Origin of the sequence: Ekhidna sp. (assembly GCF_965247405.1) — a bacterium.
Taxonomy (GTDB): Bacteria; Bacteroidota; Bacteroidia; order Cytophagales; family Cyclobacteriaceae; genus Ekhidna.
The window spans coordinates 2,400,359-2,422,095 of sequence record NZ_OZ252014.1 but is presented as its reverse complement, the minus strand read 5'-3'; the positions used below and the strand labels follow the sequence as shown (position 1 = coordinate 2,422,095).

General features: G+C 40.2%; 22 protein-coding genes. 8 read left to right on the top strand and 14 right to left on the bottom strand.

Annotated elements, in window-relative coordinates; genetic code table 11:
• Positions 1–124 precede the first annotated feature (124 nt).
• From cysN to rfbB, 8 genes are all read right to left on the bottom strand, one after another.
• Positions 125–1,432, bottom strand: a complete 1,308-nt coding sequence (cysN, locus tag ACP14Y_RS10995) for a sulfate adenylyltransferase subunit CysN (RefSeq protein WP_424963006.1) — start codon at positions 1,430–1,432, stop codon at positions 125–127.
• Complete coding sequence (locus tag ACP14Y_RS10990; protein ID WP_424963005.1) at positions 1,429–1,779, bottom strand: four helix bundle protein; 351 nt, start codon at positions 1,777–1,779, stop codon at positions 1,429–1,431. The genes cysN and ACP14Y_RS10990 overlap by 4 nt, the downstream gene beginning before the upstream one ends.
• Positions 1,780–1,829: 50 nt before the next feature.
• A complete protein-coding gene (cysD, locus tag ACP14Y_RS10985; RefSeq protein WP_424963004.1) occupies positions 1,830–2,735 on the bottom strand; it encodes a sulfate adenylyltransferase subunit CysD in 906 nt (301 codons plus the stop codon).
• Positions 2,732–3,334 carry an adenylyl-sulfate kinase gene (gene cysC, locus ACP14Y_RS10980; protein WP_424963003.1) on the bottom strand — a complete coding sequence of 201 codons (603 nt, stop codon included), beginning with the start codon at positions 3,332–3,334 and terminating at the stop codon, positions 2,732–2,734. The genes cysD and cysC overlap by 4 nt, the downstream gene beginning before the upstream one ends.
• Positions 3,335–3,464: 130 nt before the next feature.
• Positions 3,465–4,418, bottom strand: a complete 954-nt coding sequence (locus tag ACP14Y_RS10975) for a UDP-glucuronic acid decarboxylase family protein (RefSeq protein ID WP_424963002.1) — start codon at positions 4,416–4,418, stop codon at positions 3,465–3,467.
• On the bottom strand, positions 4,411–4,971 hold the full coding sequence (rfbC, locus tag ACP14Y_RS10970) for a dTDP-4-dehydrorhamnose 3,5-epimerase (protein WP_424963001.1): 561 nt from the start codon (positions 4,969–4,971) through the stop codon (positions 4,411–4,413). Before rfbC ends, ACP14Y_RS10975 begins: the two co-directional genes overlap by 8 nt.
• The gene (gene rfbA, locus ACP14Y_RS10965; protein WP_424963000.1) at positions 4,968–5,831 is read right to left on the bottom strand and encodes a glucose-1-phosphate thymidylyltransferase RfbA; all 864 of its coding nucleotides are present in this window, start codon (positions 5,829–5,831) and stop codon (positions 4,968–4,970) included. The genes rfbC and rfbA overlap by 4 nt, the downstream gene beginning before the upstream one ends.
• Before the next feature lie 4 nt (positions 5,832–5,835).
• Positions 5,836–6,882, bottom strand: a complete 1,047-nt coding sequence (gene rfbB, locus ACP14Y_RS10960) for a dTDP-glucose 4,6-dehydratase (protein ID WP_424962999.1) — start codon at positions 6,880–6,882, stop codon at positions 5,836–5,838.
• 135 nt (positions 6,883–7,017) lie between these two features.
• Between rfbB and ACP14Y_RS10955 the strand changes: the two genes are divergently transcribed.
• From ACP14Y_RS10955 to ACP14Y_RS10925, 7 genes are all read left to right on the top strand, one after another.
• Positions 7,018–7,668 carry a heme exporter protein CcmB gene (locus ACP14Y_RS10955; protein ID WP_424962998.1) on the top strand — a complete coding sequence of 217 codons (651 nt, stop codon included), beginning with the start codon at positions 7,018–7,020 and terminating at the stop codon, positions 7,666–7,668.
• A gap of 11 nt (positions 7,669–7,679) precedes the next feature.
• Positions 7,680–8,342 (top strand): cytochrome c biogenesis protein CcsA, encoded by a 663-nt coding sequence (gene ccsA, locus ACP14Y_RS10950; protein ID WP_424964434.1) that lies wholly within the window; start codon positions 7,680–7,682, stop codon positions 8,340–8,342.
• Positions 8,335–8,553: a CcmD family protein gene (locus tag ACP14Y_RS10945; RefSeq protein ID WP_424962997.1), complete on the top strand. Its 219-nt coding sequence runs from the start codon at positions 8,335–8,337 to the stop codon at positions 8,551–8,553. The genes ccsA (ACP14Y_RS10950) and ACP14Y_RS10945 overlap by 8 nt, the downstream gene beginning before the upstream one ends.
• A gap of 33 nt (positions 8,554–8,586) precedes the next feature.
• A complete protein-coding gene (locus tag ACP14Y_RS10940; RefSeq protein WP_424962996.1) occupies positions 8,587–8,964 on the top strand; it encodes a GxxExxY protein in 378 nt (125 codons plus the stop codon).
• A gap of 75 nt (positions 8,965–9,039) precedes the next feature.
• Positions 9,040–9,447 carry a cytochrome c maturation protein CcmE gene (locus tag ACP14Y_RS10935; protein ID WP_424962995.1) on the top strand — a complete coding sequence of 136 codons (408 nt, stop codon included), beginning with the start codon at positions 9,040–9,042 and terminating at the stop codon, positions 9,445–9,447.
• A 24-nt stretch (positions 9,448–9,471) separates the two neighbouring features.
• Complete coding sequence (ccsA, locus tag ACP14Y_RS10930; protein ID WP_424962994.1) at positions 9,472–11,955, top strand: cytochrome c biogenesis protein CcsA; 2,484 nt, start codon at positions 9,472–9,474, stop codon at positions 11,953–11,955.
• A 37-nt stretch (positions 11,956–11,992) separates the two neighbouring features.
• On the top strand, positions 11,993–12,718 hold the full coding sequence (locus ACP14Y_RS10925; RefSeq protein WP_424962993.1) for a Rossmann-like and DUF2520 domain-containing protein: 726 nt from the start codon (positions 11,993–11,995) through the stop codon (positions 12,716–12,718).
• Between the two features lie 51 nt (positions 12,719–12,769).
• Here the strand turns inward: ACP14Y_RS10925 and ACP14Y_RS10920 are convergent, their stop codons facing one another.
• From ACP14Y_RS10920 to ACP14Y_RS10910, 3 genes are read right to left on the bottom strand one after another with little or no spacing between them, the layout of a single operon-like run.
• Complete coding sequence (locus tag ACP14Y_RS10920) at positions 12,770–13,828, bottom strand: hypothetical protein (RefSeq protein ID WP_424962992.1); 1,059 nt, start codon at positions 13,826–13,828, stop codon at positions 12,770–12,772.
• Positions 13,829–13,847: 19 nt separating this feature from the next.
• Positions 13,848–15,272: a SusD/RagB family nutrient-binding outer membrane lipoprotein gene (locus ACP14Y_RS10915; protein ID WP_424962991.1), complete on the bottom strand. Its 1,425-nt coding sequence runs from the start codon at positions 15,270–15,272 to the stop codon at positions 13,848–13,850.
• A 12-nt stretch (positions 15,273–15,284) separates the two neighbouring features.
• Entirely contained in the window at positions 15,285–18,479 is a 3,195-nt protein-coding gene (locus ACP14Y_RS10910) for a SusC/RagA family TonB-linked outer membrane protein (protein ID WP_424962990.1), read from the bottom strand.
• Positions 18,480–18,633: 154 nt separating this feature from the next.
• On the opposite strand from ACP14Y_RS10910, the gene ACP14Y_RS10905 reads away from it, so the two are divergent.
• Positions 18,634–19,482, top strand: a complete 849-nt coding sequence (locus ACP14Y_RS10905; RefSeq protein WP_424962989.1) for a geranylgeranylglycerol-phosphate geranylgeranyltransferase — start codon at positions 18,634–18,636, stop codon at positions 19,480–19,482.
• Here the strand turns inward: ACP14Y_RS10905 and ACP14Y_RS10900 are convergent.
• The 3 genes from ACP14Y_RS10900 to ACP14Y_RS10890 are packed head-to-tail and all read right to left on the bottom strand — an operon-like array spanning position 19,479 to position 21,730.
• Positions 19,479–19,991 (bottom strand): DUF456 domain-containing protein, encoded by a 513-nt coding sequence (locus ACP14Y_RS10900; RefSeq protein ID WP_424962988.1) that lies wholly within the window; start codon positions 19,989–19,991, stop codon positions 19,479–19,481. The two genes, ACP14Y_RS10905 and ACP14Y_RS10900, sit on opposite strands and share 4 nt — an antisense overlap.
• Entirely contained in the window at positions 19,992–20,570 is a 579-nt protein-coding gene (locus tag ACP14Y_RS10895; protein ID WP_424962987.1) for a GNAT family N-acetyltransferase, read from the bottom strand.
• Positions 20,567–21,730, bottom strand: coding sequence for an AIR synthase related protein (locus ACP14Y_RS10890; protein ID WP_424962986.1), 1,164 nt, complete (start codon positions 21,728–21,730; stop codon positions 20,567–20,569). Before ACP14Y_RS10890 ends, ACP14Y_RS10895 begins: the two co-directional genes overlap by 4 nt.
• Positions 21,731–21,737: the final 7 nt, after the last annotated feature.

Below are 21,737 nucleotides of genomic sequence, written 5' to 3'. Positions count from 1 at the left end.
CCTACCCCTTACCCCTTCGAGAAGGGGATTTTATGGTGATTTTTCAATTCCACTTCATATATTTCTCTGCGTATAATCTAATCTTGTTTTAACCCACTCCATACCCTCTGAGGAGGGGAATATGTCATATAATCATGCCAGCTGCGACAGTTTCGTTCGTTCCCTCGTCCACAAGGATAATACTTCCTGTATTTCGATTTTTTCTATATGGATCTACAAGAAGGGGACGGGTTGTTCTTAATTGAGCTCGGCAAATATCATTCGCTGTGATACTTTTATCTTCTTCGTTACGATGAAGGGTATTAATATCCATTTTATACCTGATTTCCTTAATCATGGCTTTTGCTTCAGCTGTTGTATGCCGAATGGTGTACTTTGTTCTTGGTTGGGGCCCTTTGGTGTTTAGCCAGCATAACATCACATCAACATCTTGTTGTGGTTCGGGCTGATTATTTGTTCTGACAATCATATCCCCTCTGCTAATATCAATGTCATCCTCTAAGGTAATGGTAACCGACATTGGAGCGAACGCCTCTTCAACCTCTCCATCATACGTGTCAATTGACTTTATTTTCGAGTTAAAACCCGAAGGAAGAACCGTAATTTCATCGCCTGGCTTAAATACGCCTCCAGCAATTCTACCTGCATAACCACGATAATCATGGTATTCATCTGTTTGAGGACGAATAACCGTTTGGACCGGGAATCGGCAGTCAATATGGTTGTGATCGCTTCCAATATGAATGTTCTCCAAAGTATAGAGAAGAGTAGATCCTTCATACCAACTCATATGTTCGCTCCGATTCACTACATTGTCTCCCTTCAACGCACTTATTGGAATAAATTGAACGTCCTTAACATCCAATTTTGACGCAAAGTCCTCAAAATCTGCTTTGATCTTATCGAACCTGTCTTCTTTGTAATCAACCAAGTCCATTTTATTTACACAAACAATAATGTGGGGAATTTGGAGCAAGGATGCGATGATTGAATGTCTACACGTTTGCTCAACCACTCCGTTTCGAGCATCAATTAATATCAACGCCACGTTCGCTGTTGAAGCTCCGGTAACCATGTTTCTGGTATACTGAATGTGTCCAGGAGTATCCGCAATGATGAACTTTCTTTTTGGTGTGGCGAAGTATCGGTATGCTACATCGATGGTAATGCCCTGCTCCCTTTCATCTTTTAGTCCATCAGTTAACAGGGCTAAATCTACTTCTGTCGCTCCACGACGTTCACTTGTCTGTTTAACCTGATCTAATTGATCTTCAAAAATTGATTTTGAATCAAACAGTAATCGACCAATCAATGTACTTTTCCCATCATCTACGCTTCCAGCGGTAGTAAAGCGCAACAGTTCCATATCTAAGTAGCTATTAGCGATTGGCCTTTGGCCTTTGACTTTTAGCTCTTTGCTATTATTACTCATTTCAGTTTATTTCTTAGTGAATTCAATTGTTTAGACAGCTTGTCTAGCTCTGACAGATAACTTTCAGATTGCTCTAAATCTAGAAATTTGAGTCTAGAAGCAATAATCGTTTGTGTCTTTAGCTCAAAGCCTGAGCCAAGCGAAATCTCAACGAACCGTTTAAAATCCTTTTCGGAAGATCTGCTACACCCTTCTGCAAAATTAGAGGGCATAGATACAGCAGCTCTTCTCATCTGATTGATAAGTCCAAACTTTTCCTCTGATGGAAAATCGTTTGTTAACTCATAAGTCTTAACAGCTAAGTCAATTCCATCTTTCCAAACTTCATATTTGGTAAAATCTCTCATAATTTATTTCGCATTCAAGGCTAAAAGCTAATTGCCAGAGGCCAAAGCCATCAAAAATATCCTTCTTTTTTACGATCTTCCATTGCAGTCTCAGAGCGTTTATCGTCTGCCCGATTTCCCCGCTCCGTATGCCTGGCCGCAGCAACCTCTTCAATGATTTTCTCATAAGTGTCGGCATCAGATTCAATACCACCAGTTATTGTGATGTCGCCCAAGGTTCTAAATCGAATTTTTTTCTTTAAGATTTCTTCAGAATCCTCAACGTTAATGAATTCAGAAACCGGCAACCATGTGTTGTTTCTCCACATCACTTCTCGCTCATGTGCAAAGTAAAGTGACGGGATAGAAATATTCTCAGCCATGATGTATTGCCAAACATCCATCTCTGTCCAGTTGCTCAGAGGGAAAACCCTAAAATGTTCACCAAATTGGTGCTTACCGTTGAATATATTCCATAGTTCCGGGCGTTGATTTTTAGGATCCCACTGACCAAATTCATCTCGATGAGAAAAGAATCGTTCTTTCGCCCGTGCTTTTTCTTCATCTCTCCTCGCACCACCTATACATGCATCAAACCCATGCTCCTCGATGGTATCGAGCAGTGTTACTGTTTGAATGGCATTTCTACTGGCATTCTTTCCTTTCTCTTCAGCCGCTCTTCCATCATCTATGGACTTCTGTACGGATCCTACAATGAGCTTAGCCCCTAGTTCTTTCACTAGGTTATCACGAAAATCCATTGTTTCCGGAAAATTGTGACCTGTGTCAATATGCACCAATGGAAAAGGGATTTTAGCAGGGTGAAATGCTTTTCTTGCTAGGTGGGTAACACATATAGAATCCTTACCTCCTGAGAAAAGAATAGCTGGATTTTGAAACTGAGCAGCCACCTCCCTTAGGATATATATAGCTTCTGCTTCTAGTTCTTTTAGGTGAGTAAGATTATAGTTCTTCATAATCTAAATTGCGGTTCAATGTTTTTGATTAGTTCTTCTAGACACTGGTCCAATGAGTTTATTTCTGTATTCAACCTTAAGGCTGGATTATCTGGCTCTTCAAATGGAGAATCAATACCAGTGAAATGCTTGATCTCTCCTGCTCGTGCTTTCTTATATAGCCCTTTCACATCTCTCTGCTCACATACCTCCAAAGGACAATCAACATGTATTTCAATGAAGTTTTCTTCTCCTATCACTTTTTTTGCTGCCTCTCGATCTTCCTTGAATGGTGAAATAAATGCAGTTAATACAATTACACCAGCATCTACAAACAACTTAGACACCTCTGCTATTCTTCTTATATTTTCTTTTCTGCTTTCCTCGGAAAAGTCTAAATCATTATTAAGCCCGGCCCTTATATTATCCCCATCCAAAATATAGGTATTGTATCCTTTATTATGAAGATAGGTCTCAAACCTTCCTGCCAGTGTTGATTTTCCAGAACCGGATAAACCGGTAAACCACAGCACCTTAGCTTTATGACCATTCTTTTTCTGCCGTTCATTCATGCTGATTGCATGTGAATGAGGTATGATGTTTTCTCTATAATCTCCCATTGTTCAAGGAATACCTATCTCCATCTTTCTATCTATAGTAAATGAAATTCGGTAGACCAATTATGTGATTGTTTTGGTCAATTTACTCTGGGCTATTGCTTTTGAAATTCAATCAAGCCGCAAAAATAGATCAAACACCTCGGCCTAACACCTTCTTTTGGAAATATTCAAGTGTTGGCTTAAGTCCCTCAGCACGAGTAAATTTCGGCTCCCAACCCAAAACCTCCTTTGCTCGCGATATGTCCGGTTTGCGTTGTTTGGGGTCATCCTTGGGAAGATCCTTATAAGTAATCTTTGATGAACTTCCTGTCAATCGTATGATTTCCTCACCAAACTCCTTAATAGTTATTTCTTCTGGGTTTCCAATATTTACCGGCTGAGTGTAATCGCTTTGAAGTAGTCGATAAATACCTTCAACCAAATCATCTACGTAGGTGAAGGATCGTGTTTGCGATCCATCCCCAAATGCAGTTAAGTCTTCCCCTCTTAAAGCTTGGGAAATAAAGGCAGGGAGAACTCTTCCATCGTCCAGTCGCATTCGAGGACCAAATGTGTTGAAGATTCTAACAATCCTGGTTTCTAAACCATGGAAGGTGTGATAAGCCATGGTCAGCGCTTCCTGAAATCTCTTAGCCTCGTCATAAACTCCTCTCGGTCCTACAGGATTCACATTACCCCAGTAATCTTCATTTTGTGGGTGTACCAAAGGATCTCCATAAACTTCTGAGGTAGAAGCAATGAGCATTCTAGCACCTTTATCTTTCGCAAGACCCAGACAGTTCAAAGTGCCTAAAGAACCCACTTTCATTGTTTGAATAGGCATCTTCAAATAATCAATTGGACTTGCTGGGGACGCAAAATGAAGGATGTATTCTAGTTTTCCAGGCACGTGGACATACTTTGAAACATCATGGTGATGAAACTCAAAATCTTTATTTCCCATGAGGTGCTCAATGTTTTCCATGTCACCTGTTAGTAGGTTGTCCATGGCAACCACATGGTAGCCCTCTTTGATAAACCGATCACACAGATGCGAACCTAAAAAACCTGCTCCTCCTGTGATTAATACTTTTTTCTTAGACATTTATCAAATCTATTTTAGCATCTTTAAACAATGGCAAATTTTGATCTTTTTCAGATAAAATGATCTCATCCTCCGGAACTCCCCAGCTGATATTCAGTTCCGGGTCGTTAAACATAATTCCTGTGTCATGCTCCTTTGAATAGAGTTCGTCTACCTGATACATGAGCTTGGCATGGTCAGTCAAAACCAGAAAACCATGAGCCATCCCCTTAGGAATATAAAAATGTTTCTTGTTGTGAGCTGACAACCGAACCATCGAATACTTTCCAAAAGTAGGAGAGTCCTTTCTCAAATCTACTGCAACATCCAATACCTCTCCCTCAATGCAGGATATGAGCTTTGCTTGTGACTTTTCACCATTTTGATAGTGAAGCCCTCTCAAGACTCCTTTAGCAGAACGAGACTGATTGATTTGCTTTACATCAAAGTCAAACCCAGTGGCATCTTTAAATTTCCTAATATTAAATCCTTCGTAAAAGTATCCACGTTCATCTTCAAATACATCTGGTTCCAGTACCCAACAATCCTTAAGGTTCGTCTTTTCTGATTTCATTTTCTTAAAATATTGAGCAGATAATTTCCATAGCCACTCTTTTCCAATGGTCTGGCCAATTTTTCCAGTTGATCCCTATTTATAAAATTCATTTTATAAGCTACTTCTTCTATGCAGCCTACCTTTAAACCTTGTCTTTCTTCGATGACTTGAACAAAGTTTCCAGCTTGCATTAAGGATGCAAACGTACCTGTATCCAGCCAGGCAGTCCCACGATCTAGTACCTGTACGTTAAGTTTTGCTTTTTGTAAATAATGATTATTTATATCTGTGATCTCCAGCTCACCTCGCGGACTAGGTTTTATATTGGCTGCTATTTTAACCACTTCATTATCATAATAATAGAGTCCTGGCACAGCAAAATTTGATTTAGGGTTAGTGGGTTTTTCTTCAATTGATATGGCTTTATTATGCTTATCAAATTCAACTACCCCATATCGCTCGGGATCATTTACATGATAGGCAAAAACCACCCCTCCACTAGGATCAATACAAGATTGAAGCTTTCTGGAAAAACCAGAAGCATAAAAGATGTTGTCACCAAGGATCAACGCTACACTGTCATTTCCAATAAATTCTGTACCAATGATAAACGCTTCAGCCAACCCACGTGGCTCTTTCTGAACAGCATATGAAAATGAACATCCTAGTGATGACCCGTCACCGAGTAGCTCCTTAAAAACGGGCAAGTCTCTAGGAGTACTTATTATCAAAATCTCATTAATCCCAGAAAGCATCAGTGTAGACAAAGGATAATAGATCATCGGTTTATCATAAACAGGCAGAATCTGTTTGCTGACAGCATATGTCAATGGATGTAATCGCGTTCCTGAGCCTCCGGCTAATATTATTCCCTTCATGCTATTATCGATTTGTATAATGCTCGTCGTAATATTTCATGTAATCGCCCGAGGTGACATCATTCAGCCATTGCTCGTTTTCAAAAAACCAATCCACGGTTCTTTCAAGACCTTCTTCAAACTGCAAAGACGGTTTCCAACCTAACTCTTCATTCAGTTTTGAAGCGTCTATTGCATATCGAAGGTCATGACCTGCACGATCCTTCACAAAAGTGATTAGTTTTCTCGAGGTTCCCTGCTGATTACCAATCTTTCGATCCATTATATCACACAATAGATTTACAAGATCAATGTTTTTCCACTCGTTAAACCCTCCTATATTATAGGTTTCTCCATTTATCCCTTTCTCAAAAATCAATTCAATCGCTCGAGCATGATCCTCAACATACAACCAATCGCGTACATTTTCACCTTTTCCATAAACCGGAAGCGGTTTTTTATTTCTGATGTTGTGAATCATCAGCGGTATCAACTTTTCCGGAAAGTGATTTGGGCCATAATTATTTGAGCAATTGGAGATGACAAAAGGAAGGTTGTAAGTATTTCCATAAGCTCTCACAAAATGATCCGATGAAGCTTTTGATGCTGAGTAAGGTGATTTCGGATCGTAAGCAGTTGTTTCGGTAAAAAGTCCCTTATCACGGAGTGAACCATATACCTCGTCAGTGGAAACGTGATAAAACCTCCTGCTTTCTTTTTCTTTCCACGCATCTTTTGCTGCATTTAATAAACAAACTGTCCCAACTACATTGGTTTGTATGAATTCCATAGGATTGGAGATCGATCGATCCACATGTGATTCCGCTGCAAGATGAATAACACCCTTGAAATCATGTTCTTCGAAAAGTCGATTTATTAATTCAGAATCGCAGATATCGCCTTTAATAAATTGATAGTTAGCATCTTTTTCAACGTCTAGTAAATTTTCCAGATTCCCTGCATAAGTGAGCTTATCTAAATTGACCACAAAATATTTTCTGGACTTTACGAAACGCCTCACTACATGAGACCCAATAAAACCTGCTCCGCCTGTTACAAGAATTTTCTTCATATCTGATTATATACTATACGGAAATGGTTTAGAGGCAAGAGCTAAAAAAGAATATCTATTCAAAGAATATGCAATGCTAAAAGGAATACAATGTATATGCAAGGCTGGAAGGTCGTTTGAATCTATCTTTGCGGTGTGCAACGAATTATATCCCTTATACATAAAGATTTTATCGTCGACTGGAGGCAGCAAAATCCAATTTCAGGGATACTTCTGTACCTGGCATCTACCATTTTTGCAACCTATATGGCTTTCAAGGGGTTCGTTTCAGTAGAAGTATGGAACGCACTGTTTTGGATCATCCTATTGTTTACTAGCATCAACGCCATTTCAAAAAGCTTTATCCAGGAGGAAAGACGAACACATTATTATTTCTTCCTTTGTAAACCATCTGAGATTATCCTTGCTAAACTCATCTACTCATTCATCTATCTTTTTATTATTTCCATTGTTTCCCTTCTCATCTATGTGATATTGATGGGTAACCCTATCATCAATTATCCCCTTTTCTTCCTCAACCTTATTTTGGGATGTATTGGTTTGAGCTCTGCGTTTACGATGGTTTCATCTATCGCATTTCGAACAAGTAACCGATCCATAATGATGGCAGTACTAGGGTTTCCGGTAATCATTCCTGTCCTTATTTTATCCATCAGCAACAGCTTTAAAATACTTGATAGTTACGTGTTTATGCAGATTCAAGGCAACATTATCACCCTGTTTTCAGTCGATGTGATTATCATTGCGCTCACATTCGTTTTGTTCCCTTTTACCTGGAAATCGTGATGGGTTATTTACTGAAAAAAGACTGGTGGAAATGGTTGTGTGTAGTGCTTTTAACCTATACCGTAATTGGTGGATTACTTCTTCCCGTACCTAAGCTTCCGATCTTAAACGAGACGATTCGAGCCCTGCACTTTCATGTGCCTATGTGGTTTGGTATGATCCTTCTTTTTCTTGGATCCGTCATCCATGCGATCAAACACTTGAGGACCGGAGAAATCAAACACGATATCTACAGTTTTCAACTGGCCAATATGGGGATTGCATTTGGTGTCCTTGGTATTTTAACCGGAATGATCTGGGCCAACTTCACCTGGGGTGAACCATGGAGCAATGATCCTAAGCAGAATGCTTCGGCCATTTCACTACTCATCTATCTAGCATATTTTGTCTTAAGAGGGTCGATTCAGGATGAGCAGCAACGCAATCGAATATCAGCGGTGTTTAACATTTTTGCCTTCTTTCTAATGATCCCGCTTCTTTTCATCCTACCAAGAATGTCAGATAGCCTGCACCCGGGAAATGGAGGTAATCCCGGGTTTAATGCCTATGACCTGGATAGTAACCTAAGAAAAGTGTTTTACCTGGCAGTTGCAGGATGGACACTATTGGGATATTGGCTAACTACAATCGCTATTCGATTATCACTAACGAAACAAAAACTGGAAGATGCTTAAATATATTTTAGGAATATTGATGCTAATCGGAACTCAATTTGCCTCCGCTCAGGTTGAGATGGCAGATGATTTTCGAGGGGAAGGAAAAATCTATGTTGTAATAGCGATCATATTGATCATCCTGGCTGGATTTTTCTTTCTGTTGTTCAAACTGGACAACCGGTCAAAACGTTTAGAAAATGATATCTCGCAGAGGCGTAAAGACAATTAAAGGTCACGCAAAGACGCAGAGAAACATAAGATTATGTCTGAAAATGAGCTTTCAAGAATTATTGTTGATGCGTCTTATCAGATTCATACCAAACTTGGAGCTGGATTATTTGAATCTGTGTACGAAGAAGTTCTTAACTATGAGCTCATTTCACGAGGTTTAAGCATTGAACGTCAAAAGGGTATCCCAGTATTTTGGAATGAAATCAAAATGGATCAGGGGTTTCGAGCGGATTTGATTGTAGAAAGTAAAGTCCTCATCGAAATAAAATCTGTAGAGAATATACTCCCTGTTCATCAAAAACAAGTTTTAACATACTTGAAACTTACGAAGTTGAAGCTTGGTTTACTAATTAATTTCAATGAATCATTAATCAAAAACGGAATACAAAGAATCGTTAACGGACTTTGATAATTCTTAGCGAAATTTGCAATTCTAGATTAAGAAAATCAGATCAAAACTTAGCGACCATAGCGACTTAGCGAGATGAAGAAGAAATACATAGCTGCTATCATAATTATTGCAATAGCCATTACCATGATTATCTCAATGGCTGGCGATGCAAGCACATATGTCTCATTTAAGGAAGCGAAGGAACTTTCGGAAAAGGGTTTCAAAAAAAGCATTCATGTGGTAGGAGAGTTGCCAAAAACCGCATCAGGGGAAGTCGTGGGAATTGAAGAAAGCCCTGACAAGCTTTCCTTCAAGTTTGAAATGATAGATGAGAATGGCCTAAAACAGCAAGTGCTCTTTGCTGAGCCAATACCTACAGACTTTACCCGATCTGAACAAGTCGTGATAGTAGGGGCTTATCAAGGCGATAAGTTCGTTGCGGATAAGATTTTATTAAAGTGTCCTTCGAAATACCAGGAGGATCCAGAATTTACCAGCTAAAATCGGCTAAATCTAAGCCAGTCTATGATACATTATTTCGAGGGACAATTAGGTCATGCGTTTGTAGTCATTGCATTTGTCACAAGCTTACTTTCTTCATATGCCTATTTCAAAGGAAGAAATCAAGATGAACAGTGGACTACATTCGGTTCTAAGATATTCTACGTGCACTCGATTGCCATTTTGGGGATCATTGGTACACTTTTCTACCTGATCACCAACCATTATTTTGAATACCACTACGTATTTAGTCATAGCTCAAAGCTGCTTCCGGTCTATTATCAAATTTCTTGCTTCTGGGAAGGTCAGGAGGGTTCTTTCCTGCTATGGATGTTTTGGAATGCAGTGCTAGGAGTGATCCTTATCAATACGAACAAATTTTGGAAGGCACCCGTCATGCTGATTATGTCGCTTACCCAAGTTTTTCTTGCTTCAATGATTTTAGGCGTGGTGATCTTTGATGTGAAGCTAGGTAGCTCGCCTTTCATGTTGCTAAGGGACGTAATCGATGCACCAATTTTTAAAACGAACCCAAACTTTATCCCTGAAGATGGAAACGGATTAAATCCATTATTACAGAACTATTGGATGGTGATCCATCCACCGACGCTATTCCTGGGATTTGCCACTACTGTTATTCCTTTCGCTTACTGCATAGGAGGCTTGATGATTGGGAAAAATAAAGAGTGGATACGACCAGCTCTTCCTTGGGCACAATTTTCTGCCATGATCCTTGGGGTAGGCATATTAATGGGTGCGTATTGGGCGTATGAAACCTTGAATTTCGGTGGATACTGGAATTGGGATCCTGTTGAAAATGCGATTTACGTTCCCTGGCTCGTATTGGTAGCAGCCATTCATGTGATGATCGCCTATAAGAAAAGTGGATCCGCACTTAAGCTTTCGATGATTCTGGTCGTTACAAGCTTTCTGCTAGTGCTATATGCAACGTTTTTAACCAGAAGTGGAATTCTTGGGAATTCGTCTGTTCATTCATTCACAGATTTGGGGCTTTCCGGTCAATTGCTTGTTTATCTATTGGCATTCCTTACTATTTCTGTTTTCTTCATTGTGAAGCGATGGAAAGAAGTCCCAAGTACCAAAGAAGAAACATCCACCTATTCCAGAGAATTCTGGATTTTTATGGGTTCGGCCATCCTGTGTCTCATGGCTTTCCAGGTACTGATCTACACTTCAATGCCCGTTTATAATAGCGTGGCAGGCAGTCTGGGTTTTGACTTAAACCTTGCACCACCAACCGACATTTATGATGCGTACTCATTGCCACAAATGATTCTCGCAATATTCCTTGCCATTTTATCGGGTACAGGACAGTTCTTTTGGTGGAAGAAAATGGATGGCAAAAAGCTGAAAGCTGAGCTAACCACTCCGTTCATTATTGCACTGATCATTTCAGGATTGATTATCATTTTGGCTAAAATCACTAACCCATATTATCTGATTCTTCTGGTTGCCTGTGTCTACTCTATAGTGGCCAATGCCAAGATTTTTTATGGGGTTGCTAAAGCAAACATTAAACTATCGGGTGGAGCAATTACCCACATAGGAGTAGCATTAATGCTTGTAGGAATACTTTTTTCAAGTGGCTACTCCACAATCCTATCCACTAACTATACTTCCATGGTTTGGAGTACGGAGTTCCCTGAAGAAGTAAATCGAGACAATCTTCTTCTTTTTATCAATGAGCCTAGGCAGATGAAGGAATACTCGATGATTTATAGGGGGATTCGAAAAATGACTAGAGAGGAAGGGTATGTAGATCAAAATGCATTAACGCCTACAGCTGACCCACTAAAGGTTACAAGAGAGAAAGACACCCTAACATTGATCAATCCTGAGAATAGCTACTTTGAAGTGGAATATCATAAGGAGGGAGCAAAACAGTTTACACTCTTTCCACGAGTGCAGATCAATGAAACTATGGACATGATTGTGTATTCTCCTGATATAAAAAGGAATCTCGGTGCAGACATGTACACTCACGTTCGTACCTTCCCTGATCCCGAACAGGAACCGGATTGGAGTGAGCCGCAGGAAATCAAGGTAAAAATAGGTGACCAGTTTTTTATCAATGATTACGTAGCAACTTTAATTAAAATGGAGCCGATCTCAGAGATTGATGGCACGCCATTATCTAGTGGAGATGTTGCTGTTAAAGCGATTGTAGAGGTGCAAGGTGAATTCGAAAATTACTTAGCTGAGCCAGTCTTCGTGATTCGGGATCGAGAGTATATCGGCAGAATTGATGATCAGGTTAATGACCTGGCATTTAGAATATCCATCCAAAATATTATTCCACAGGAAAATGCAGTTGTTTTGGCGTATCAAACCACTCAAAAGGATTGGATTATCATGGAAGCTGTGAAGAAGCCATGGATCAATCTGCTCTGGCTGGGAACATTCCTTTTGGTAATTGGCTTTCTGGTAGCCATCAATCGTCGCTATTCCGAATTCATGAAGATGCGAGACAAAGGAGTAGAAGCTTAGCTTCACATTTTGCTTATTAATCACCTATTTTTACTCAATGAGCAAGGTAGCAATCATTGGGTACGGAAATGTTGGCTATCACCTGGCCAACAGAATTTCTTCCAAAAGACACGAAGTAACCATCTTTTCACGGACTCCTTCTGATGATTTTATTCTTTCGATGGATGATCTGGATTCAAGTGCATTTGATTTTATTATTCTTACTGTTCCAGATGATAAGATTAAAGAAGTTTCTGATAGCTTGGATGTTTCTGAAGCAATCGTCCTACATACTTCAGGAGCTAATGCTATTTCCGACTTAAGCAGGCATCCAAAGCATGGAGTCGTTTATCCATTGCAAACATTTAGTAAGACGAAAGAGGTGGACTTTACGGCTATTCCCATTTTTGTAGAAGGATCTGAAGAGGGGGAAAAGGACATTTTCACATTTGTTAGAAGTTTTAGCAATGACGTTAGGCTTCTCACATCAACCAATCGCTCAAAACTGCATCTTGCAGCGGTGTTTGCGTGCAATTTCAGTAATCACATGTTTCATCTTTCTGAAAAGCTGTTAGCTGATTTAGAAATGACATTTCAAGATATCTTACCCCTCGTCGAAGAAACATTCAGAAAAGCCATAGAGCTCAATCCTTCTCGATCACAGACAGGACCGGCAATCAGGGAAGATGATGAAACGATCAATCAGCATTTGGAAATGCTAAAGGACGAACAGTTGAAAGCCCTGTATCGAATGATTACGGAGAGCATACAGAAACACAAATAAAAAAGGGAGTCAAATTGACTCCCTTTTTTAGTAATTATTCAAAGGAATATGTTATTCAACATCGATTACAATATCCTTAGTGTCCAGATCTGCATCTACGCTTGCCTCTGCTGAACCAGTAGCTCCTGTTAAAGAGATATTGATTGTTTGATCAGCAGTGAATGCATTGCTATTCAACACTAAAGAGATTGTCTTCTCCGACTCACCTTCTTCAAACACCAACTGTCCTGAGGTACCAGTAACGGTAGCATCTACAAAGCCGGCTCCTGTAACAGAATACGTTACTGTAATATCAGAAGATCCTGCTGGATTGGCTAAAGTCACAGGGAAGTCATACTGCCCTTCATCACCGTCTGTTAACTCCAAAGTTGTAGTATCTATTGAAGCTATTTTTAGATCATTAGCTATTGAATACTTAATAACCTTATCTAAAGTATCAGTTAAGAAATATTCTCCTGTAAGATCCGGCGTTACTGAATTAAGTGTCACAATTAATGAAACTGTATCAGCATCGGAATCTTCCTCAGGCAACATTATGATTCTAACTTCAGCTAATGAATCCGCTTCTGCACTTATTGGGCTAGCGTATCCAGGAGCAATTTGATAGTCTACACCTTCTGTAAGGTCTCCAGAAATGGAATATGCATAATCAAAATCACCTCTAAAACCGCCTCCGATTTGCAACGGAATAGTGATAGTATCATTTTCAATTGATTCGATTTTGAAAATAGAATCAGTTTCAAATGACACCTGTCTTTGTGAAATACTGATACTCTTGTCACCATCCGCTGTACCATTGGTCACAGATAGCATGTAAGACCCATCCTGAGTAAAATTCACATCAACATAAGCATCATTGTCAGAGTCTTCTGTAATAGATGCTCCAGCATCAATACTCCAAGTATAATCAGTCTCCTTAATGTTCATCACCATGTAATACTCTTCAGTATCACCTACGTACGCAGAACTGGATCCTGATATCGTCAAGGTATTTCCAGGCGCATATTCTATCGCGTTCTTATCCTCATCGTTACATGATGTAGTCAGAACCAATATACTTCCCACCACTAATGCGTAAAGTGGCTTAAATTTTATATTTAAATATTTCATATCTATCTAATTCTAACTTTTAGTTTACGTCCCACCACATATTCGTCTCCATATCATTGAAGCCTACTGCAGAAAGGCTTGCACCATTAGCTTCAGCTTCTGATGCTGGATAGAAAGCTCTTACTGGGATCATGCTAATTTCTGCTGCAGCTGGTACTGGAAGAGATGGTTCATCCAGTCTTCTATGCTCTGCCCATGCCTCGAGACCCTGCGTATACAATGCTACCCACTTTTCATAGCCAATAGAAGCCTCCCAGTCAGCAGAGTTGTATGGATTAGCTGCTAAATAGGCTGAAGCAGCAGAAGATGAAACACCCCACTGTTCGTGAGAAGCCGCAACTGCGTTATTAAATGCTGTTTCAGCATTACCAGAGATTATGTTTCTTTCAATTGCTTCTGCTCTGAAGAACTCAACCTCTGCATAAGTCATCAGATATGCAGGTGCAGTTGCTTCCTTAATCGATTCAGCAGGTCTAGACGATGCAGCTTTGCCAGCAAACGCCTGTGCATCCGTCAAACCATATTCAAGACCTAGAATCACACCATTCGAGTTTGGTTCAGCATATTGACTTAATCTAGGATCACTATTTGACTCCATACTGTTTTCCAAGATCATGGAAATAGCAAAGTCATCTCGTGTAATTGCATCCACATAAAATGGGTTTGCAATATTCTGATCAGAGCCAAAAACGAAAGTTGCGTTCTCGTCATTAGATGAGATAACACCCAATGAGCTAGCGAATGCCTCAGATACTACCGTAGAAGCAGCACTAGAATTAGCATCAACCATTCTCATTCCCAGTCTCACTTTCAAAGAGTTAGCGAACTTGCCCCAGGCAGCCATGTCGCCACCGAAAACAATATCACCGGACTCAAATCCACTTGCACTTGTGCTGATCAATGCAATTGCATCATTCAATTCGGCAACAAGTCCTGTGTAGATATCAGCCTGACTGTCGTATGTCGGGTTCGGAAATTCCTCTGGCTGAAAAGCTTCTGAATAAGGTACATCCCCCCAAATATCAGTGATATTCTGATAGGCCCACACTCGCATGATTGCAATCTGAGCCAGCATGTTGTCTCTCACTGCATCTTCAAGACCTTCATTGGCCTCCACTAGATTCTTTGCTTCTACGAGATCATTAAGACCTGCAGCGTAAAAAGAATCCCAAGATGCACTGAAGTTTGCTGGAGCCTGATTGTATCTTGAATCTTCAGCATACTCATTTTGAGAAAAATGCTGAACCATTAGCATACCGAACTCAAAGTTCATCGCTCTTCCCCAAACACGGTCTGACAATGAAAACTGAGCTTGCGTATAGAGGTTTTCTGCTGGAACAACCGTCGGGTTGTTCGGATCTGTATTTACCTCTTCAAAATCACTTGTACATGCAGTAAATACTAGCACAAATGCTATTGAAAGTACTTTATATATATTCTTCATTTCTATCAAATTTTAAAGTTTGAAGCTTAGGTTGAAACCAATTGATCTGGTTGTAGGAACCTGTGCATTTTCAAGACCTTGATTGTTTCCTGTACCAGTTACAGCCTGAGGATCCAAATAAGGAATCTCACTATAAAGAATTCCCAGGTTTCTACCCAAAACAGCTAGAGAAACATCTCTAAACGGAAGGTTTCCTAAAACGCTATTCGGTAGGGTATAACCCAGTCTCACTTCTCTTAGCTTAATAAATGAAGCATCATACACATTAGGTGCAGCTACTCTCCAGATACTCTGATAATATCTCTGAGGATCAACGGCTACCGTATTTGGCTCACCAGATTCAGTCACGCCATTAATAATCATACCCTCTTCTCTGATGCTTCCCTCAGCAGTCTTAGGAGACATTCCTGAATATGCCGCCCACTGAAGAGATGTAGAGTGCATAGCACCGCCACTCTGGAAATCAATAAGGACACTTGCTGAGATATTTTTCCATCTGAAGGAGTTTCTTAAGCCTCCAGTGAAATCTGCAATCGCAGAACCTAAGAATTTTCTGTCTGCTTCAACTAATGGAATGCCATTGCTTCCAACAATGATTTGCCCATCGTCATTTCGCTGAAAATCCTGACCATAAATCGCCATATACGGATCTCCTTTTTGCAATCTTACATCAGCTGCCCAAGTAGAGCCTACAACAATGTTATCCACACCCTCTGCAAGCTCAACCACTTCGTTGTTATAAGTAGCAAGGTTGAAATTCACGTCCCATGTAAAGTCTCCAGCTGATACTGGTGTACCTCGTAGGGAAATCTCAAGACCACTATTTTTCATGGTACCCGCATTAACCACTCTGGATGTGTATCCTGTAGTAGAAGATGAAGCTACTGAGAAAATTTGCTCTGAAGTGGTTCTATCATAGTAGGAGATATCTAAGCCAGCTCTGTTCTGGAAAAAATTAAGCTCCAAACCAACTTCAAATTCCTCAGTTAACTCATTTACCAGATTCGGGTTGTTTCGGCTATTAGGAACCGTATATCTTGGGCTCGAGCCAAAGTTTGGCTGAACGGGTGTATACACATTAGCCAGTCTGTATGGATCGGCATCATTCCCTGCAAAACCGTATCCTACTCTTAACTTACCAAATGACAATATTTCATTACCCTGCAATGCTGGAAGCTCAGTGAAAACAAAGCTGGTAGTTACTGAAGGGTAGAAATAAGAATTATCACTTGTTGGTAATGTTGAAGACCAGTCATTACGTATGGTAAGGTCCACAAATACAGTAGAGTAAATACCAACGGAAGTTTGAGCGAAAATAGAGTTGATTTTCTTCTCCTGCTCGTTTGTAGTGATCACAGGACTTCCGATACCATTTGCAATATTGAAGAAGCCATCAAGCGCTAAACCTCCATTAGTTTCAGCGGTTGTTCTCTTTCTTTGCTGATACATCAAGTTACCGCCAACCATTGCATTAATTGAAACGGCTTCACTAAGATTTTTCTCATAGGTAACTTTCGCTTCATAGTTTGATTCGCTAAAAGTCCTGAAAGTTTCAGAGTAGAAAGACTGATCCACTCCACCATTAGGAATTCCCTCTTTTGATTTGAAAGTGAAACCATCCGTCATTGCTCTAACGGAAACCTTCAAACCTTCCATCAACTCATATGATAATGCAATATTTCCAAAGAATCTATCTCTAGTATCTTCTTGCAAGAACTCATTTCTTACCCAATATGGGTTGTCAAAAAAGTATGGAGCCGGATTAAAGCTCTTCAAGGAGCCATCAGGATTTGTAGTAATTCCTGTTGGGTTCCACGTATACTGGGTTCCATCTTCTCTTTTATAGTTCTCAAGTCTGGTTACATCCAGTTGAGTTTGCCACCACTGAGTAAAGCCTTGCATCGGGTTACTATTAGAGTAACCTGTTGCGTTTCTGCCGTTCGCATTTTGCTTCACTAAACTACCCGCTCCAGATACATTAAGCTTATCAGTGATTTGGTACTGAGTGTTGATGCTGAATGTATTTCGCTGAAGGTTAGAGTTGGCCATTGTTCCAGACTGATCAAGATTTGTATAGCTCAGTCTGAAGCTTCCATTCTCATTTCCCTTACTAACAGCAACAGAGTTTTGTAGTGTTACACCTGTTTCAAAAAACTCAGAGTAGTCATTAGCTGGAGCTACCCACGGGCGAGTTTCTCCATAATTTGGAGATTGAGGATCCCATGAGTCCCAATGACGAACCATCATATTTGGATCATATTTTGGTCCCCAAGCACCGTCTTTTGAATATACAGGAGAATAGTATGTAGTACCATTTTCTGTAAATTCAGAGAAACCTGATGGAGTACTCAATACAGCACCACCACCATACTTTGTTTGATGCTCAATGAGATTCTGAACTTTGTCAAAAGTCACACCTGAGCTCACATCAATACCAAGTCCTTTAGACTTAGCTCCTGACTTAGTAGTAATTAAGATTACTCCGTTTGCACCTCTGGTACCGTATAGTGCAGTAGCAGCAGCACCTTTCAATACAGACATTGAAGCAATGTCTTCAGGGTTGATGTCAGAAGCAGCGTTACCGTAATCGTAAGCACCACCACCAAAACCAGACTGCTGAGAGTTTGATGCGTAGTTGTCATTATTGATAGGCATTCCATCAACTACGAAAAGAGGCTGGTTTTCACCCAAGAATGAATTTGAGCCTCGAATTGTAATTCTGGAAGAACCACCGAGTGTACCCGGAGAACCCTGAATTTGAACACCTGCAACCTGTCCTTGAAGGGCGTTTACGATGTTTGGTTCTTTGGCTTGACTGAGTTCTTCTGCATCAACTTGCTGAACAGAATAGCCAACAGCTCTCTTGTCGCGAGAAACTCCAAGTGCCGTTACTACAACTTCATTTAGTTGCTGCACATCCGCACCCATTACCACATCAATTGTTGATCTAGATCCGACCTCAATTTCTGTAGTAGCAAAACCAATTGAAGAGAAAACCAATGTTCCTCCATCGCTTGGTACTGAAATTCTGTAGTTTCCATCCAGGTCTGTCACCACCCCCGTGGTAGTACCTTTTAGAAACACATTAACACCTGGCAAAGTAGTGGCATCATCCTCTGATGTCACCTTACCAGTTACTGTTCTTTGTTGCGACCATACCATTATACATGATAACAACAAACAACCCATTAGTAGTAACTTCTTCATACTTAGTAGATTGTAGGTTTAACATATAAGAGCTATTTAAGCTCTAATTTTAAGCTCCCAATGTTAATAAACCTTAACATGATTACAAAGCCAGTCATCAAAATGATGTTAATGCAACAATTAATTTTAATTAATCTGTTTTTGAAGATATATAATGCTTAAAATCAAACATATAGCAGCATTTTTATCCATAATAAGGCTTAAAAACCTAGTAATTATTCTTCTCGCTCAATTTATTACAGCCTACTTTCTCCTAAATATGCCCTCCTGGATGTTGATGAAGCCAAGATTTATTTTGTTCATCCTCAGCACCGGGATGATTGGAGCGGCGGGATATATTATCAATGACTACTTCGATCAAAAAATCGACATGGTTAATAGACCAAATAGTGTAGTGGTAGGAACAACCTTACGAAGGAGGTTGGCTCTCTTCGCACATGTTGTACTTACTATTTCAGGGATTGGCATTGGCTTTATGATTGATCCTATTATTGGAGCTGTACATATTTTTTCTGCAGGCGCGTTATGGACTTATAGTGCTGTTTTAAAGCGCTGGATTCTTCTGGGGACGCTTACCATTTCATTTCTTACCAGCCTCACGCTCCTGCTCGTTATGATCTATTTTAAGGAATTCAGTCTCCTAGTAGTTGCATATGCCATGTTTGGGTGTGTCACCATCTTTATTCGTGAAAGCATCAAAGACATCATAAGTGCTAAAGGGGAGGGTCAGTTTGGGTATCAATCCGTACCCATCGTCTGGGGAATAAGAGGTGCTAAAACATTTATTTACCTAGCTGGATTAGCTGGAGTGGGGATGCTTAGTTATTACCTATGGTCAATTCCCAATTGGAATCTACGATATTTCTTTTTTAGTGTCTTTCTTATCATTCTATGGATGGCTTATAAACTTACCAAAGCAGATAAAATAAAAGACTTTAAGACTCTGAAAAATTACGTTGACGGAATCATATTAGCTGGACTAATCAGTGTGACTCTAATTTAAAGCATTTCAACGATCGCTCTAACCGTGAATCCACCAACCTTCCAGGCAATGATTCCTCCCAAAATGATTGAATAGAGCAACTTGAGTCCGGTAGCAGCCAGAAAACCAAGAAATGATCCAAAACCAGATTTAAACGCTGATTTAATCCTGTTTCCACCGTAAAGATCTCCAATAATAGCTCCCAAAAGCGGTCCTAGAATTATCCCAAAAGGAATAGGTAGCAACACTCCAGCGACCATGCCGATCATCCCTCCAACAACGCCGGCTTTTGTACCACCAAATTTCTTAGTAGCAGCCACAGGCAATACATAATCAGCTACCAAAATAATAACTCCAATGATTGCCCAAATAATAAATGATGTGCTGCTAAACTCAGTATCATTGGATACGGTGTGGGTGCAGATCAATGCCCCATAGGTTAATAGCGGCCCGGGCAGTGGAGGAAGAATGGAAAAAATAATTCCTCCAGCGATAAGCAAAATGGATAAGATGATTAAAAACGCTTCCATTTAAAACTCTTTGAAGATGGTTTTACGGATGTCAGGCCATTCAGATTTCAAGATGCTGTATATCACAGTATTCCTTCTTTTTCCTCCTTGAGTTGTGCGATGGCTTCTCAGTGTTCCATCATACTTCGCCCCGATTTTCTCCATTGCCCTTCTGGATCTTACATTTAATTCATCTGTCCTTAGTTCCAGGCGTTCTATCTCCATTTTAGAGAAAGCATGACTAAGCATCAAATATTTCATGTGCTTATTGATACCTGATCCAATAAATTTTTTTCCAAGCCAGGTCCATCCGATCTCGATTCCCTTCTCCACCCAATCAATATGGCCAAAGCTAGATGATCCGACTATTTCTCCTGTTTCATTCAACTGGACTGCATATGACATTTTATCTCCAAGATTCGATTCTGCCAAACGTTTGGTCATCCACTTTTCCAAAGCATCGGGATGTGTCAAATCTTCGGTGTACCAGGTCCATATACCCGGATCAGCACTCAGCCTACGCATCGCTTGAATATGATCAGCGGTCAGAGGGAGTAAAGTGATTCTTTTATCGCTAAGCTCTGAATAATACTTTTTCATTCGTATTCAAAAACACCATGTTCAGATCGAATAATGAGCTCTTTTTTCTCAGAAGGCTCAACCCTTCCAATTACCTGGGCGTCCACGTTAAATGACCGGGCAATTTCTACAATTTCATCTGCTGACTCTTCGGCAGCATATATTTCCATTCGATGGCCCATATTAAATACCTTGTACATCTCCTTCCAGTCTGTCCCACTCTCCTCGTGGATCATCTGAAACAATGGTGGTATGGGCAGCATATTGTCTTTAACAATTCGAAGGTTATCAACGAAGTGGAGAATTTTCGTTTGAGCGCCACCACTGCAATGAATCATCCCGTGGATCTCGGATCGCATCTCTTTCAGAATCGACTGAATGATCGGCCCGTAGGTTCTTGTGGGAGAAAGCACCAACTTGCCTGCATCTAAGGGCGATCCCTCTACAGAATCTGTTAATTTCTTTGATCCGCTGTAGACCAATTCTGAGGGAACACCTGAATCAAACGATTCCGGATATTTTTCAGCATAGGTTTTATTGAAGACATCATGCCGAGCAGAAGTCAATCCATTACTCCCCATGCCACCATTATACTCCTTTTCATAGGAAGCCTGACCAGAAGAAGACATGCCGATAATAAAATCACCAGCCTGGATGTTCTCATTATTGATAACATCCATTCGTTTCATTCGAGCAGTAACTGTACTATCAACGATGATGGTCTTTACCAAATCCCCCACATCTGCAGTTTCACCTCCCGTAGATTTGATATTGATTCCATTGTCACGCAGCATTTGAAGTACTTCCTCTGTTCCATTGATGATCTCCGAAATCACCTCACCGGGTATAAGATTTTTATTTCGCCCAATGGTAGAAGACAGAAGAATGTTATCCGTGCAGCCTACGCATAGCAGGTCGTCAACATTCATGATGATTGCATCCTGAGCAATTCCTTTCCAGACACTTAAGTCTCCTGTTTCTTTCCAATATAGATAAGCAAGTGACGATTTAGTGCCGGCTCCATCGGCGTGCATAATGGTACAATACTCGGGATCCCCGCTTATATCCTCTACGATCTTGCAAAATGCCTTCGGGAAAAGTCCTTTATCTATGTTTTTGATTGCAGAGTGAACATCCTCTTTGTCTGCTGAAACGCCTCGTTGTGCGTACCGATCAGTCATACTTCTG